This is a genomic window from Latilactobacillus fuchuensis, from assembly GCF_900258455.1.
Lineage (GTDB): Bacteria > Bacillota > Bacilli > Lactobacillales > Lactobacillaceae > Latilactobacillus > Latilactobacillus fuchuensis.
On record NZ_LT984417.1, the window covers coordinates 2027959 to 2043421 of the forward strand.

12 protein-coding genes are annotated in these 15463 nt (G+C 43.5%); 8 read left to right on the forward strand and 4 right to left on the reverse strand.

Going from position 1 to position 15463, the window contains the following annotated elements; translation table 11 throughout:
* The first annotated feature begins 3 nt into the window (after nucleotides 1-3).
* From LFUMFP_RS09715 to LFUMFP_RS09740, 6 genes are all read left to right on the forward strand, one after another.
* The gene (locus LFUMFP_RS09715) at nucleotides 4-711 is read left to right on the forward strand and encodes an MIP/aquaporin family protein (protein ID WP_162149961.1); all 708 of its coding nucleotides are present in this window, start codon (nucleotides 4-6) and stop codon (nucleotides 709-711) included.
* A gap of 103 nt (nucleotides 712-814) precedes the next feature.
* Nucleotides 815-3271 (forward strand): prenyltransferase/squalene oxidase repeat-containing protein, encoded by a 2457-nt coding sequence (locus LFUMFP_RS09925; RefSeq protein ID WP_106483565.1) that lies wholly within the window; start codon nucleotides 815-817, stop codon nucleotides 3269-3271.
* Nucleotides 3272-3282: 11 nt separating this feature from the next.
* Nucleotides 3283-4107: a DUF4430 domain-containing protein gene (locus LFUMFP_RS09725; protein ID WP_106483566.1), complete on the forward strand. Its 825-nt coding sequence runs from the start codon at nucleotides 3283-3285 to the stop codon at nucleotides 4105-4107.
* The gene (locus tag LFUMFP_RS09730; RefSeq protein WP_106483567.1) at nucleotides 4056-4988 is read left to right on the forward strand and encodes an energy-coupling factor transporter transmembrane component T; all 933 of its coding nucleotides are present in this window, start codon (nucleotides 4056-4058) and stop codon (nucleotides 4986-4988) included. The genes LFUMFP_RS09725 and LFUMFP_RS09730 overlap by 52 nt, the downstream gene beginning before the upstream one ends.
* A complete protein-coding gene (locus tag LFUMFP_RS09735) occupies nucleotides 4967-6613 on the forward strand; it encodes an ABC transporter ATP-binding protein (RefSeq protein ID WP_106483568.1) in 1647 nt (548 codons plus the stop codon). Before LFUMFP_RS09730 ends, LFUMFP_RS09735 begins: the two co-directional genes overlap by 22 nt.
* Nucleotides 6610-7305, forward strand: coding sequence for an ECF transporter S component (locus tag LFUMFP_RS09740; protein WP_025083122.1), 696 nt, complete (start codon nucleotides 6610-6612; stop codon nucleotides 7303-7305). Before LFUMFP_RS09735 ends, LFUMFP_RS09740 begins: the two co-directional genes overlap by 4 nt.
* Nucleotides 7306-7596: 291 nt before the next feature.
* Here the strand turns inward: LFUMFP_RS09740 and LFUMFP_RS09745 are convergent, their stop codons facing one another.
* The 4 genes from LFUMFP_RS09745 to LFUMFP_RS09760 form a co-directional block, all read right to left on the reverse strand.
* Nucleotides 7597-8580, reverse strand: a complete 984-nt coding sequence (locus LFUMFP_RS09745; protein ID WP_025083123.1) for an alcohol dehydrogenase catalytic domain-containing protein — start codon at nucleotides 8578-8580, stop codon at nucleotides 7597-7599.
* A 77-nt stretch (nucleotides 8581-8657) separates the two neighbouring features.
* The gene (locus LFUMFP_RS09750) at nucleotides 8658-9368 is read right to left on the reverse strand and encodes a DUF975 family protein (protein ID WP_106483569.1); all 711 of its coding nucleotides are present in this window, start codon (nucleotides 9366-9368) and stop codon (nucleotides 8658-8660) included.
* 149 nt (nucleotides 9369-9517) lie between these two features.
* Nucleotides 9518-10459 (reverse strand): NADP-dependent oxidoreductase, encoded by a 942-nt coding sequence (locus LFUMFP_RS09755; RefSeq protein WP_199190611.1) that lies wholly within the window; start codon nucleotides 10457-10459, stop codon nucleotides 9518-9520.
* Between the two features lie 768 nt (nucleotides 10460-11227).
* Nucleotides 11228-12184, reverse strand: a complete 957-nt coding sequence (locus LFUMFP_RS09760; RefSeq protein ID WP_106483571.1) for a Dyp-type peroxidase — start codon at nucleotides 12182-12184, stop codon at nucleotides 11228-11230.
* A 195-nt stretch (nucleotides 12185-12379) separates the two neighbouring features.
* On the opposite strand from LFUMFP_RS09760, the gene spxB reads away from it, so the two are divergent.
* Nucleotides 12380-14122: a pyruvate oxidase gene (spxB, locus tag LFUMFP_RS09765; RefSeq protein ID WP_056950715.1), complete on the forward strand. Its 1743-nt coding sequence runs from the start codon at nucleotides 12380-12382 to the stop codon at nucleotides 14120-14122.
* 174 nt (nucleotides 14123-14296) lie between these two features.
* A complete protein-coding gene (locus LFUMFP_RS09770) occupies nucleotides 14297-14890 on the forward strand; it encodes a TVP38/TMEM64 family protein (protein ID WP_025083126.1) in 594 nt (197 codons plus the stop codon).
* Nucleotides 14891-15463 lie beyond the last annotated feature (573 nt).

Consider the following 15463-nt stretch of genomic DNA (forward strand, 5'->3'; position numbering starts at 1 on the left):
TCGATTCCAGTACAAGCGTTAGGCGAATTAATTGGGACTTTTGTATTAGTACTATTAGGGGATGGCGTCGTCGCCGGGGTTAGTCTAGCGAAAACTAAGGCCAATGGTGCCGGTTGGATTGCGATTACCCTTGGTTGGGGACTAGCCGTCACACTCGGTGTTTATACGTCTAGCTTTATGGGTCCGGCCCATTTAAACCCGGCTGTGACGTTAGCCTTTGCCGTCATCGGTAAAACACCATGGTCAGCAGTGTTGCCATTTATTCTCGCTCAAATGATTGGTGCCTTTTTAGGGGCCGTCGTGGTTTGGGTTCAATATTACCCACATTGGGCAGCAACTAAGGATCAAGCCGCGATTTTAGGCACATTTGCAACCGGTCCCGCTATTCGGAGTCCTTTTGCGAACTTTATGAGTGAATTAATCGGGACGTTTATTTTAATCTTTGCACTTTTGGGATTAACACGGGGTCAATTAACCGCCGGCTTAAATCCTTTAATTGTTGGGGTCATTATCACAGCAATCGGCTTGTCACTGGGTGGAACGACTGGTTATGCGATTAATCCGGCTCGGGATTTAGGACCACGAATTGCACACGCTGTTTTACCAATTGCTAATAAAGGTGATTCAGATTGGTCATACGCTTGGGTCCCAGTTGTTGGACCATTGGTTGGTGGCGTTTTAGGCGCTTTAGCCTTCATCGTCTTACCATAGAAAATCATAAAGTTCAATATTTCATATCATACGATATGTAGTATAATTAGGAACTGTATTTCGGGTTAATATACTACATATTGTTAATCGAGGAGAGAGTGTAATGAAACAAAGACATAGTATCTATACAGCGGTTTGTGCTGGTATTTTATTAACAGCCCCTATTTTAACGGCGGTGACAGGGGTCCAAGCGGCTGAGGCGAATCAGGCTAGCACCAGTAGCTTAGTCTCATCAGCCAGCAGTAGTCAGGCAGCACAATCAACGAGCAGTTCGAGTGTCAGTCAATCAAGCATTAGCAGTAGTCAATCAACGGCGAAGGTCGCGCAATCAAGCGCACCATCAGCTTCGACGGCTAGTGCTAAAGAAACGACGACAGTGATAGCACCGTTGAAGACGGACTATCAAGCGGCGATTACTGCGGGGGCCAACCAAATTTTGGGTGGCGATTACCAAAGTGCTTGGGGTGCCTTAGCGATTGTCCAAGCCGGGATTAAACTGACCGATAGCCAAAAAGAGGCTTATCGCGCTGTTCTTAAAGCTGATGTTGAGAGTATGATTAGCGATGATCGATTTACGCCTACTGATTTAGAACGAACGGCGATTGGGGTCACAGCAATCGGTGATGATGCAACCAATTTTGATGGCATTAATTTAATTGCGAAGATCACCGAGAATATTAAAAAAACTGGGATTAATGGTCAAATTTTCGCAATTGTCGCTTTGAGCATGAAAGATTATGGCGCGGAAGCTAATCAAACCATTGATGATATGATTCAAGTCCTCTTGAAAGCTCAAAATCAAGCTGGGGGTTGGTCATTCGGCGGCTCTAAGAGTGATTTAGATATTACGGGGATGGCGATGACTGCTTTAGGGATGCATCGTGATCAGGCCGGCGTTCAAACTGCCATGGATCGGGCAACGGCAATGTTGAAAACGACATTCTTGAAAGATACTGGCGGTTTCTTAATTCCAAGTGCTTTTTCAAAAATTGAAAATGCCAATAGTATTGCAATGACCATTATGGGATTAATGGCCAACGATGTGGATCCAGCTACGATTGTTGGTGATAACGGTGCTAATCCGATTAGTCGTTTGTTAGCGTTCCAAAAAGCAGACGGTCAATTCCGTTGGGTTTTCGATAGTGATATGGGGGCTTTAGCGATGTCGACTGAACAATCAGTTTACGCTTTAGACCAATATCAATTTATGAAGGCCGGTAAAGGCTCAATTTATAATTTTAAAACAGCGGCACCAGTAGATCCGGTGGACCCAACAGACCCAACAGACCCAACAGACCCAACAGACCCAACAGACCCAGTTGATCCGGTCGACCCAGTTGATCCAACCGATCCTGTTGAACCAATCACACCAACTAATCCAACGACAACGGTTGATGCAACTTTAGTCAATAAAAGTTTATCGGCTACAATCGCACCGGTTAAAGACATGGTCGCAACTGAAATTAAGAACGGTCAATTTACAGGTTCAGATGTTATTTTTGGTGCTGCTCGGACGAACCAATTAAGTAAAGTACAAATTAAAACATTGTATAATCAAATGCTAGTTGAATCTAAAGCCGGTAATATTAGTCGACCAAACGATATTGCCCGGGTAATTTTAAATTTACAAGCAATGGGCATTAACCCAACGGAATTCGCTGGGCGTAATCTCGTCAATGAATTGTATCAAACTAAAGATGTGACTAAACAAGGCACTTATATGACGGCCACTATCTTATTAGCGTTGGTTAGTGGACATTATCAAGCCCCTACTAATGCACAGTTTACGGTTAAGGATTTAGTGCAATATTTAGTAACCGAAGCTGATGATTATGGTAATGCTGGCTGGGGTTATGAAACAGATGGCGTCTTCATCAAAGATTTAGATACGACTGCCATTGCCACCATCGCTTTGAAGACAACGGTGGCGACTGCTCAAACATATCCATTAACGGACCAATTAATCAGCGAAACAAACGAATTGTTGAAAAATTCAACGGCGTATATCCAATCGGCTCAAATGACAGATGGCGGATTTGGCTACGCTGGCGCTACGACATCAAACAGTAATAGTACAGCAATGGCGATTGTTGCCCTATCAACAATGGGTATCGATGCCAATACCGTTAAAAATGGTGGTGATTCAGCATTAGCAGCTTTATTGAAATTCCAAGGTAACGACGGTATTTTTAAAGCTGACTATTCAACCTCAATGGCGATGGGCCAAGCATTATTAGCCATGAAAGCCTATCAATTGAATGCAGCTGGGCAAGGGAGTGTCTATGATTTCGTTGCAAATCCAGCGACACCATTTTATCCCGCTAAAGTGCCTGACACAATTACGAATCCAGTGCCTGTTCCTAAAAAAGGAATTGATCAAACAAAAACGGCACCACTAACAATTCCTGGCACAACGGATGATGGTAACAGCGGTTCAACTGATGTTGGTTTCTTACCACAAACTGGGGTTAAAACAGCGGTTGCTAGCAGCGTGATTGGTTTAGTATTAGTTGTTGGTACGCTAGGGGTTTTACGGAAGAAATCGGTTAAAGAAGCTTAGGAGGCTTTCATATGTCGAAGAAAAGAATTATCGAGATTATTGCTAGTTTATTAGTTGTGTTGGGGATTAGCTATGGCGCGTATGCCAGTGTGAATAAGAGTCAGAGCTCAGCGACAAGCAGCAGCCAAGTTTCAAAAAAGAAAAGTGGTTCTAAAGATGCCCAACCTCAAGAAATTGGGTTAAAGGGTAAAGCCAAAGCTAAGAAATCGGCTAAGACGACTAAGGCTTCTAAAAAAGCTGAATCTGCTAAAGCGGAATCTGAAAAGAAAGTCGCTGCTAGTCAAGCTAGTAGCAGTCAGAAAGTCGCTGTTGAAAAAGCGGCCCAAGCGTCATCGACAAAACAAGTTGCTGATCAACAAGCAGCCGCTTCAACGAGTCAAGCGGCAGTGGCTGCTAAACAAGTCGCCGCTAGTCAAGCTGCTAAACAACCGGCAGCCAATACGAATCAACAAGCGCAGACAACAACAACTGCACAACCGGCTACTAAAAAAGTAACGGTTAGCATTTACGGTCCGATTAGTGAGGGCGATAAATTATTGATTAATCACGATTCAGTGGCCATGAATGATGGCGACAAGGTGATTGATGTGTTGAAACGTGATACAGCCGGCCACGGGATGGCTTTATCATATAAAGGTGCGGCTAGCACGGTTTATGTGCAAGGCATCAATGGGTTATTCGAATTTGATAAGGGTTCACAAAGTGGTTGGCTCTACCGCGTCAACGGTGTATTCCCTAATTATTCGTGTGGTAGCTATACCGTCAAGAGTGGAGATGTCATTGAATGGATGTATACGGAAGATCTCGGACACGATCGCAACGCGCCTCAGGGCTAAAATCACAGTTAGTTTTTGATCAGTTAAATCCAATCGTTATTTTTGCGTATTATGTGATTGCGATTGCGTTTTCGATGGTCTTTATCCATCCGATTTTTTTGCTAGCTGAATTAGTGGTGGTTATTGCGGTTAATTTTAACGCTAAGGAACAAAAAAAGACCTTTGCGACTTTGCAAGGGGCCTTGTTCATGATGGTTTTCATCGTTGTGTTGAACCCGATTATTAATAACCGCGGGGCGCACATCATTTGGACAATTGGTGGGACAGTGATTACGGCCGAAGCGGTCGTTTATGGTCTATTAATGGCCCTTTCATTAGCGATATTGATGCTAGTTTTCGTTTCGTATAATCACAGTATGACCAATCACAAGTTTATGTATTTGTTTGTGCGAATCTCGCCACAACTAACGCTGTTGACGATGATTACCATGCGTTTTGTACCGCTGTTTATTCGGCGCTTTACGAATATCAAAAATGTTCAAAAAACGCGTGGTGTTCAGATGGAAACGGGTAAATTGCGAGAACGCGCGCATGCCGGTATGCGGTTAATGGAAGTGTTGTTAACCAATTCATTGGTTGAAGCATTGCAGACTGCTGATTCAATGACGGCCCGCGGTTTTGGCGCCCAAAAACGAACGAGTTATCAACGTTATCGCTTTACGCAACGTGATGGCTGGCTCTTGGCCGGGTTGGTCGGGATCAGTAGCTTTTGTTTTTGGCAAGCAAGTCACGGTGTTGGCCGGTTACCGATTTATCCAGTGCTAGGGTCGGTCCAACTGACCGGACCCGGTTGGTTGTGTTTATGGTTTGTATTAATAATTGATAGCTTACCGCTATTGTTAGAAGGATGGGAATATCTATGGTGGTCATTGCGCAAGTAACAAATCTAAATTTTCAATACGCCCTCGCGACGGAACCGAATTTAACGAATATCAATTTAACGGTTAATAACGGCGATTTTATCACATTGGCTGGTAATTCTGGTAGTGGCAAAACGACATTATTACGTCAATTGAAAAAGGAATTATGGCCAGTTGGTGAACGCTCAGGTGAGATTGAATTTGAAGGACAGCCGCTTGTTGACCTACCGCAAAGCCAGAGTGCCCAGAAAATTGGGATGGTCTTCCAGAATCCGGATAATCAATTAGTGATGGATACGGTGATTCAAGAACTCGCATTTTCATTGGAGAATATTGGGGTGCCGAATGCCAATATTCAAAAACGAATTGCTGAATTAGTTAGTTTCTTAGGCTTTCAGGATCTATTATATGCGTCAGTCCACGATTTATCAGGTGGGCAAAAACAGCTGGTCAATTTAGCATCGGTCTTAATCTTACAGCCAGATTTACTATTGTTGGATGAACCGACCGCCCAACTTGATCCGATTGCGACGAAGGAATTCATCAGCTTGTTGCAACGGGTCCACGATGAATTGGGGATTACGGTGATTATCAGTGAACATCATTTGGATGATATTTTACCGTTATCCAACCAATTATGGTTAATGGATCAAGGTCAAATTAGTTATCAAGGGTCAGTCACTGGCGGCTTACAAGCTATCTGGGAGAAACCGGCATTACGCGATTTCGTCCCCGATGTGCCACACGTCTTCTTGCAAAACGGGTTGATTCAACCAGACCAAATTACCGAATTGCCACTAACCGTGGTCAATGGTAAACAACTAATTGAACAACGGCATTGGCAACTCCAGCATGTACGGCGGTCAATTAATGTCAGCCAAGCAGCGCCAATTCTGAGTGTCAAGAATGTGAGCTTCCAATACGAAAAGAACGATTCTTTTATTTTAGAACATTTGAATTTAACCGTTCAAGCGGGCGACTGGGTCGCGATTGTTGGTAAAAATGGGACGGGTAAATCAACTTTGTTGAAAGCTCTGGTCGGATTGTTGCAACCGCGTCGGGGTGAAATTAAGTTACAACAGAAGAAATTGGCTAAATGGGCATCAGATGATTTATTCAAGACATTAGGTTATTTATCCCAAACACCGAGTGACCATTTCAGTTATGATACGGTCCAAATGGAATTCTTTGAACGCGCGCAACAACTAGAGTTGCCCGATCCAACCAATATTGCCCAGGAAATGTTGGCTAAATTAGGGATTACCTATTTGGCAGAACGCAATCCGCACGATGCCAGTGGTGGTGAACAACAATTGATTGCGTTGGGCATTATCTTAATGTCGCAACCAGAACTTTTGTTGTTGGATGAACCGACTAAGGGGTTAGATCCGCTACGGAAACAGCAATTAGGACAACTTTTACGGCAACTACAGAATGACGGTTTAACAATTGTGATGGCCAGTCATGATATGGAGTTTAGCGCACGCTTTGCGACACAATGTGCTCTTTTATTTGACGGTGAAGTGGTCTCACAAGAAGAACCGTATGACTTTTTTGCCCATAATTTCTTTTATACAACAGCGGTTAATCGGATGTTGCGGTCGCAATTACCGGCCGCGTTGAATTGGGAGGAAGTGCGCGTATGAAGTCAATTCTAAAAAATAGTTGGTCGTCGTTTGGCCTAGCATTTATCATTATGGCGATATTCCTCCTCTTTATCGTCACACTTCAAGGTCAACACTTTCTACTGTTCAGTTTAATTTGTTTAGTGGCCAGTATGTTGCCGTTTTATTGGCGTTTTGAGACTCGGGATATTCGGGCCCGCGAGATCATTTTTATCGCAGTGCTGGCCGCGATTGCCGCAGTTAGTCGGGTACCATTCGCACCACTACCGAGTGTACAACCAACTAGCTTTGTGATTATCGTTTCAGCGTTGGTTTTAGGCCCAGAATCGGGGTTCATCGTGGGCTCAACGGCGGCGATTGTCTCAAACATGTTCCTTGGACAGGGGCCATGGACACCTTGGCAAATGTTTTGTTGGGGTATGATGGGCGTCACCGCCGGCTTAATTGGCCGGTATAAATGGGCTCAGAATAAGTATTGGCTCTGTGTCTTTGGTTTTGTCTGGGGTTTCTTATTCGGTTGGATCATGAATCTATGGTACGTCGTGGCCTACGTTAATCCGTTGACGGTTAAAACGTTCATTGCCGCCTATGTAGCTAGCTTCTACTTCGATTTAGCGCACGCGTTGTCGAATGTCTTTTTTCTCTTCTTGTTCTACGAATCGTGGTCCAGAATCATCAAACGATTTAAGATCAAATATGGATTACTAGAATAAGAGCGCTGACTCGAGTTGGTTAGGCTTTGAGGATTAACCTAAGGATACAGATTATGGTTGGGTTTAACCATAATTTGGATCCTGAAGTTAACCGGAAAAGGCTACTCGAGAAGCGCGTTTAAAAAATACGAGTGTGTTGGTTGCGGGCAGCAACTGAGCATTAATAAAAATAGCGAATTATGACGATTTTCAGTCATAATACGCTATTTTAGATTAAGCGGAAGTTGTTGCAAACCAAAAAAGGCGTTAAATTCCATATCCGGAATTTAACGCCTTTTTTATAGCCATAGTTTAATAAACAATCACTTTCTTACCAGGCAGATGACCGGTCGTTAATTCGGCCGCGATGGCATCGAAAGTCGCAACCGTCAAACCTTGATAATCTTGGGTCGTGATCGGGTGTAGGGTGCCAGCTGTTATAAGATTGGCGATTTGTTGCAATATCTGCCCTTGGCTCGCGACTTGATAGTTGTAATCCGTTTTGGTAAACATGTATTCCCACGCAAAAGAAATCGATTTGGCTTTCAAAAGGGTTAACGCCAGTGGTTCGGCGGTACCGACAATTGAGCCGACTTGTCCAAACGGTTTGATTAACCGTGTGATTTCAGGGAGGTAGTCAGTCATGTCGTATAAAACGGCAATCGCATCAAAGGTTTGATCGGGATAATCGGCTAGCGTTTTATGTGAACGATCATTATGGTAATCAATTGGAAAGCCGACGCCGTTGCTTGTTAACCAATCGAAATGACTGGGGCTACTAGTGGCATAGACTTCAAAACCGGTCCATTTAGCCAGTTGGCTCATGATTGAACCGACACCACCCGCGCCGTTGATGATTAATAGTTTTTTGCCTAAATTAGCATTGGCTTGGGCTGGAAAATGAAATTGTTCGAAGAGTAGTTCATAAGCGGTTAAGCTAACGAGGGGGAGTCCGGCAGTTTCGGACACAGTTAAACCAGTTGGGGCTAAGGCACAAATTGCGGCGGTCACGACTTGATAGTCTTGGAAACTACCGTCTTTTTGGGTCGTGCCCGCATAATAGACGAGTTGGCCCGCGTGCCAATCAGTGACGGCGGTGCCACAAGCGATGATTTCGCCGTAGCCGTCATAACCGAGGACGGTCTTAGTAACCGTTCGGCGTTTTAAGTCAACCGGATTCAAACTGGTAGCGAGGACTTTGATTAAGAGTTCGTCGGCGGCCGGCGTCGGGATCGTTCCTGAAGTGAGTTGCCAATTCAAATCGGCATCTAAGGTTATTTGATGATTAATGGTCATAAAATCACGTCCTTTATCTTAGCTCCACCGTACAACAAAAAATAGCGATTCTCAAGTTTGAGAATCGCTATTGCTAATTAATCAACTAAGTCTTTGTAGAAAGCTGCGTAAGTTGCATTTTTATAAGGGGCTAACCAGATATACCCGATACCGAAAGTACAGCAAGCGAGGATATCCCAGCCAATGAAGCTCAATTGAAGAACGAAGAAGCGCCATTTATGACCATCCATTAACTTGCGACTCTTAGTAATGCAGTCAAAGTAGCTAACATCAGCTTCTGGATCAGCATCCGTTAAATCTTTAAAAATTAGATTAGCTTGTGAATAAGAATAACCTTTGATAATTCCAGGAATAATCAATAAAAGGGCCCATAAGAAAGTAAAAAGATTAACAAGTAATTGAATCACGAAAACGCCTAAGAAATAGCGTTTCGAAAAGACGCTGAAGGCACCTTTCAAGACACCAAAGTCAGCTTCTTTAGTCCGCAACCAATCGAGGGATGTAAAGCTGATCCCAACCATAATCAGGCTAACGACGAAACTACCGATGGTACTGCCGAATGGTGAACTAGCACTGCTACCGGCACCATCGGCTGAGCTACTGATGACATCAGGTGTGGTGACGAAAAAAGCAAGTAGCGCTACAATCGCCATCCCACTAATCAGTAGCCCTAAAATCGTTAAAAGAACTGGTACTAAGTTTAATCTGACGGCCAATCCCCAATGGCCAGCAAATAGCGACTTAACTTCGCTTTTGAGTTCAGCGCGTGTTTTTGTTGAATTTTGCATTAAAACATCCTCCTTTTGTTCAGTGTCTTAAATTATACTATTAACCCTATTCATTAAGCAATCACTTTCTGTTAACGGGGTTAATTTGCAAACTGAACAACAAAAAAACCATTAACAAATTTTGAATTGTTAATGGTTTTGGTGTTCATTTAAAAAGTAATCACAATTTTACCAGTCGCGTGGTTCGTCGCACTCAATTGATGGGCTTGAATTAAGCCGGCTGCTGAAAAAGGAATTGTGGAATCAATCACTGATTTAACCTTTTTGGCCGCCATTAGGTCGGCAATCGCAGTCAGGTCAGCGCCACTGGGTATCAACCAAATCGCTTTAAAGGTTAAAGTCGTATCCGCAATGATTGCGGGTGTTTGTTCAGCGGGACCGACAATCGAAATTTGCCGACCAGTTTGAGGATTGAGCACTTGCCAAGCATCAATCTGACTTTGGCCACCGAGGGTATCGATGACTAAATCAATGTTATGAATTTTATCGGTGATTTTTTCAGTTCGGTAATCAATTATTTCATCGGCGCCTAAGTCGCGAACGAGGTCGAAATGCTTGGCGCTAGTCGTTGTAATGACGTGGGCACCAGCTGCTTTGGCGAGTTGAATCGCGTAAGAACCGACACCGCCTGAACCAGCTTGGACTAAGACGGTTTGCCCGGCCTTTAATTGACCGTGTTCAAAAAGGGCTTGCCAAGCAGTTTCACCGGCTAATGGCACAGCGGCTGCTTCTGCAAAAGAAACGTTGGCTGGTTTGTGCGCTAATAAATGGTCGTCAACCGCTGCGAATTCAGCGTAAGTCCCACGATTAGTGGTGTCAGGGCGCGCGAAGACTTCATCGCCAACTTGCCAATCGGTTACGTCAACGCCGACTTGGGTGATGATGCCGGCTAAATCCCAGCCTAAAACGATTGGGAAAGTCCAGTCGAACATCTTCTGTAGGTAACCTTCGCGTAATTTCCAATCAATTGGATTGATGGAAGTGGCTTTCACTTGGACTAACACTTGGTGTGCACCAAGTGTTGGGATTGGTAATGTCGCCATTTCTAATTGGTGTTCATCGCCGTATTGGTTAATCACAACGGCTTGCATCGTATCTGTCATTATCAAATCGCCTCATTATTTTCTCTTATAAAAAGTAAGTATACGGTAGTTTACCAAGTGTGAAATTGAAAGTCAAAGAATCGTCCTTGCAAATAAAAATCCGTTAATCGCTATTGATTAACGGGTTTTTATTTTTGTGTGTGGGCTGCTTTGTAAACGCGCTTCTTGAGCAAACCTTTCCGCCTAACTACAAAATCTGCATTATGATTAAAATTCAAATCATAATGCAGATTTTTAGGTTATGCTCAAGGTTTAAACGCTCAATCAGCGCTCTAACGAAAACGCGCTTCTCGAGTAGCCTTTTCCGGTTAACTACGGAATTCAAACCACGGTTAAACCCGACCGTAATTTGAGTTCCTAGGTTAATCCTCAAAGCCTGACCAACTCGAGTCAGCGCTCTAAACGCGCTTCCAAGCCAACTTCTTCCGTTTAGCTACGAGTAATCAACTATGACTAAAACCGGTCATAATTGATTACTCTAGGCTATACTCAGAAGTTAACCAGGCTTGTCAGCGCTCTAAACACGCTTTTGCTGCCAGATTTCTGTGCTTAGCTACGTTTCGCAAATAAAGCTATAACCCAGCTTTATTCACGGAACTAGGCTAATGCTCGGAACCTCCCGCGAGGGCTCACGCTCTAAACGTGTTTCTGAGCTAGCTTCTTCCGCCTAGCTACAAATAATGAATCATGACTATAGTGCAGTCATAATTGATTACTCTAGGCTATACTCAGAAGTTAACCAGGCTTGTCAGCGCTCTAAATTTCTTCTTCCGCTATCTTAGTTAATACTGTTTTTGATGGGATGAAGAATAACGCGCCGGTGGTTGGTTCGCTGAAATCTAGTAGGTGATCGTAGTTGCCAGCTGGTTTGCCGACGAACATGTTGGTTAACATCCGTTTCGTGACGGCCCATTCGCGCGAATAACCGATGAAATACGTACCGGTCATTTTTTCGCCGGGGTTGGCGTAAGGGACGTTCATGCGAACGATTTTATGTTCAACGCCGTCTTCGTTGTCTTGTGAAACGACGTTGTGAGCATTCGTTGGTTTTTCAGCATCACGTAATTCTAAATCAGAAAATTTCTTACGACCGATTGTTTTTTCTTGTTCTTCAGTGGCTGTCTTATTCCAAGTATCCATCGCGTGGATGTATTTCTGGGAAAAGGCGTATGAGCCATTTTCAAATTCGGGATCTTCGTCACCGACTAAGGCGTATTCAGCCGTTTCGTTAATCGCAGGATTTTCGGTGCCATCGATGAAACCGATGATTGCTCGGCCTTCGAAATAGCGGAAGCCGTGGGTTTCATCAATCGTTGTCACGTTGTCGCCGATGAATTGCATCAATTGATCCATGACTTCGTAACAAACGGCCATTTCTTTAGCGCGAATATGGTAGAACAAATCGCCGCCCGTTGCGACCGCATCGTGTTTGGGGCTTGGAATGGTTGTAAAAGGTTCAAGCTGTTTTGGTTTGGGGGCGTTAGGGAACAAATAATCCCAAGCGTCAGAACCAATCCCAAACGCAACGCTTAAATGCGCATCCGGATAACGGATATTCATACTATTAATAATGGCTGGGAGACGCTCCGCCAATTCTGAAATCGCATCGCGATCACTTTGATAATCCTTACGGTGTAATTCCTGAGTTGTAAAAATAATATTTTCGCCAGCATCTTTAAAAACATCTTGGGCATCTTTTGGTTCAATAGCCATATTAACATCCTCCTCAAAAAACTGTTCATTATTAATAATCATTATTATCTAAGACACTGCAAGCATAGCAGAAAAGCGTCTTTGTTACCAGTCAAAACGGCTGAAATCAGTCGTTAAAATGCTTTTTAGTTTACCGCTTACATTGATGCTCGTATAATAGACATGAACGTTGAATTTTAATTGGAGGCTTTCTAATTGGTAGAAAAAATAAATGCATCAGATGCAATGTTAAAAGTCATGGAGGCGTGGGGTATCGACCACATTTTCGGCTTGCCTGGTGGCTCTTTTGATTCGACGATGAATGCGTTACACAATCGCCAAAAAACAATGCGTTATATTCAAGTTCGGCACGAAGAAGTGGGGACACTTGCCGCTGCCGGCGAAGCGAAGGTGACGGGTAAAATTGCCGCCGCGTTTGGTTCAGCGGGGCCTGGTGCCGTTCATTTATTAAATGGGTTATATGATGCTAAATACGATAACGTTCCGATGTTGGCTTTAGTTGGTCAAGTAGCGACGAATATGATGAACACGGATTATTTCCAAGAAATGAATGAAAATCCAATGTTTGCGGATGTCGCGGTCTACAATCGGACGGTCATGACTGCGGCACAAATGCCGGCAGTCGTCGATCAAGCAATCCAACAGGCCTATAAACACAATGGTGTCGCGGTCGTCACGATTCCAACTGATTTAGGTTGGCAAGCAATCGACGATAATTTCGAACCAACGGCCAATCTATTCCAACAAGGCCATTATCCGTTACCACGGACGACTGATATTACTGATGCTTTGAAATTGATTAAAGCGGCCAAACACCCGATTATTTATTTTGGCCAAGGTGCCAAAGCCGCGGGTCAACAAATCGGGGCTTTATCAGAAAAATTAAAAATGCCAATGATGTCTTCAGCGTTGGCGAAAGGCATTATCGCTGACCAAAACCCAGCTTACATGGTTTCGGCTGGCCGGGTCGCGACCAAACCGGGGGTCGATTTAGCGAAAGCTGCCGATTTAATCCTTTTTGTTGGCAGTAATTATGAATTTGGCGCGTATTTCTTCAAACCGGACGCTAAATTTATTCAAATTGATATTGATGCCACTAAAATTGGTCACCGCCACCATGTCGATGTCGGTATTTTGGCGGACGCTAAAACAGCCTTACAAGCCTTACTAGATGCGAGTCAAGCAGTGGAAACGCCAACTGATTTCTACCAAGCCGCCATGGCTAATAAAGCCAACTGGGAAGATTGGAAAGCTGGTTTTACTGAGAGTGATCAAGTTCCAATGCGGGTCGAACCCGTCTTCAAAGCGATTAATGAAATGGCGAATGACGATGCCATTTTTAACTTAGATGTCGGCAATGTTTCAATCGACGGCGTGCGGTTCTTAGACATGCATCCGGGCCAAAAGATGACCTTATCGGCTTGGTACGCCACAATGGGTTGTGCGGTACCAGCCGCTATCGGCACCCAAACCGCTTTTCCTGATCGTCAAGTTTGGTCAATCAGTGGTGATGGTGGCTTCACGATGGTCATGCAAGATATCATTACGCAAGCCAAATATCAGATGCCAATCATCAACGTCGTGTTAAGCAACGATTCATTCGGATTTATTGAAGCAGAACAAGATGATAAAGGCCAACCCCATTCAGGCGTGGCCATCCAAGGTGCGGATTACGGTGCGGTCGCAACCGCACTCGGAGCACAAGGTTTCACGGTGCATAATTTAACCGAATTAAAAACCGCCTTTGCAGCCGCTAAAATCGCTAAGGGGCCGGTTGTAATCGATGTGAAGATTGCTAACGAACGACCATTACCAGTTGAACAATTGGTGATTGATCCTGAAACGCAAGATCCACAAGCCGTTGAAGCGTTTATTAAAAAGTATCACGCTCAAGGGTTAATCCCATTTAGAGCAATATTGGAACAATACGAGGCATAAAATTAGCGTTGTAGTTAGTGCGTCTTATAAAATAGTGAATACGAATTAGTATTCGCTGTTTTATTGTCGGCTATTAAATCATTAAGATTTTATAAATCAGACTATCGACGGACAACAACGCGCGTGTTAATGTGCTAAATTATAAATAAAGTGATAGTAGAAAGGGTGACGGGGATGAGTGCGGTAATCTCAAGACGGTTGATTAGTATGACATCGATCATGGCATTAATCGGCAGCATTGCGCTAGCAGTTTATTGGTCACGATTAGGATTATTCAGTAACACAACGGCCTTACAGCATTACCTGGGGCAGTCAGTGATGGTTGGACCGATTATTTTTATCACGATTCAAATCATTCAAGTCGTCATCCCGGTCATTCCGGGCGGGATTAGTACCGCAGCCGGCGTGCTCGTCTTCGGGCCCGTCTGGGGTTTCGTTTATAACTACGTGGGGATTGCGATTGGTTCCATTTTTAACTTCTTGCTGGCGCGCCAATTCGGCAAACCTTTTATCCTCCACGTGATTAGTGAAAAAACCTATGATAAATATATCGGCACGATTACTGAAAAGAAAAATTTCACCCGCTTCTTCGCACTCGCTATCTTCCTACCGGTCGCACCGGATGATGTGTTATGTTTGATGGCCGGTTTAACCGAAATGTCATTGAAGAAATTTACCTGGATTATCATCTTGTGCAAACCTGCATCGATTATCGCGTACAGTTTCGCACTCGTTTACGGTGGCCAATTCTTAATGGGCCTCTTCTAAAATTAAAGCAAACAAAAGGTTAGTCCGAAAAATAAACTGTGACAGCACTCGGTTATCAATCGAGTATCAAATCAAAATAACTGATTATCCCGAACTGAGGATAATCAGTTATTTTGATTTGAACGGAAATTGATGAGTTCTGGCGCGCGTCAAAAAAAGTTTGTTTAATATTGGACTATTAAGACTTATACCACAGTCTTTTTTGGTATTCACTTAATCACGAAATGACAATATCTATAGTATAATTGAAGAATAGAATTGGTGAGTAAAAGAGAGAATTGATGAGCTAAGTGAGAACTGATGAGTAAGAAATAATTGGAAGATAAGCGAGTAGAATAATTAATAATGAATCGAAAGTTATTTTAGAATTCAAGAAAAATTTTGTTCCAAAAACGTAATTGAATATGTAGCCGTTACTGCAAAACGCCGGACTCTGTCAATCAAATATTGACTCTAGGAGGTGAGCGTCTTGCGAAAAAACAAAAGGAGAATCGTTCATGAGTCTGTTTTTACAGATTCTTGCTGCGGTTAAGCTAATCTTGGCCATCTGGAAACAGATCCAAGATTTAATTG

Bases quoted from the DNA above. Each gene is read 5' to 3' on its own strand.
- LFUMFP_RS09745 (WP_025083123.1), bottom strand. From the start codon at position 8,580: ATGACCATTAATCATCAAATAACCTTAGATGCCGATTTGAATTGGCAA.
- LFUMFP_RS09725 (WP_106483566.1), top strand. From the start codon at position 3,283: ATGTCGAAGAAAAGAATTATCGAGATTATTGCTAGTTTATTAGTTGTG.
- LFUMFP_RS09755 (WP_199190611.1), bottom strand. From the start codon at position 10,459: ATGCAAGCCGTTGTGATTAACCAATACGGCGATGAACACCAATTAGAA.
- LFUMFP_RS09760 (WP_106483571.1), bottom strand. From the start codon at position 12,184: ATGGCTATTGAACCAAAAGATGCCCAAGATGTTTTTAAAGATGCTGGC.
- LFUMFP_RS09730 (WP_106483567.1), top strand. From the start codon at position 4,056: ATGGATGTATACGGAAGATCTCGGACACGATCGCAACGCGCCTCAGGG.
- LFUMFP_RS09740 (WP_025083122.1), top strand. From the start codon at position 6,610: ATGAAGTCAATTCTAAAAAATAGTTGGTCGTCGTTTGGCCTAGCATTT.
- LFUMFP_RS09770 (WP_025083126.1), top strand. From the start codon at position 14,297: ATGAGTGCGGTAATCTCAAGACGGTTGATTAGTATGACATCGATCATG.
- LFUMFP_RS09735 (WP_106483568.1), top strand. From the start codon at position 4,967: ATGGTGGTCATTGCGCAAGTAACAAATCTAAATTTTCAATACGCCCTC.
- LFUMFP_RS09925 (WP_106483565.1), top strand. From the start codon at position 815: ATGAAACAAAGACATAGTATCTATACAGCGGTTTGTGCTGGTATTTTA.
- LFUMFP_RS09750 (WP_106483569.1), bottom strand. From the start codon at position 9,368: ATGCAAAATTCAACAAAAACACGCGCTGAACTCAAAAGCGAAGTTAAG.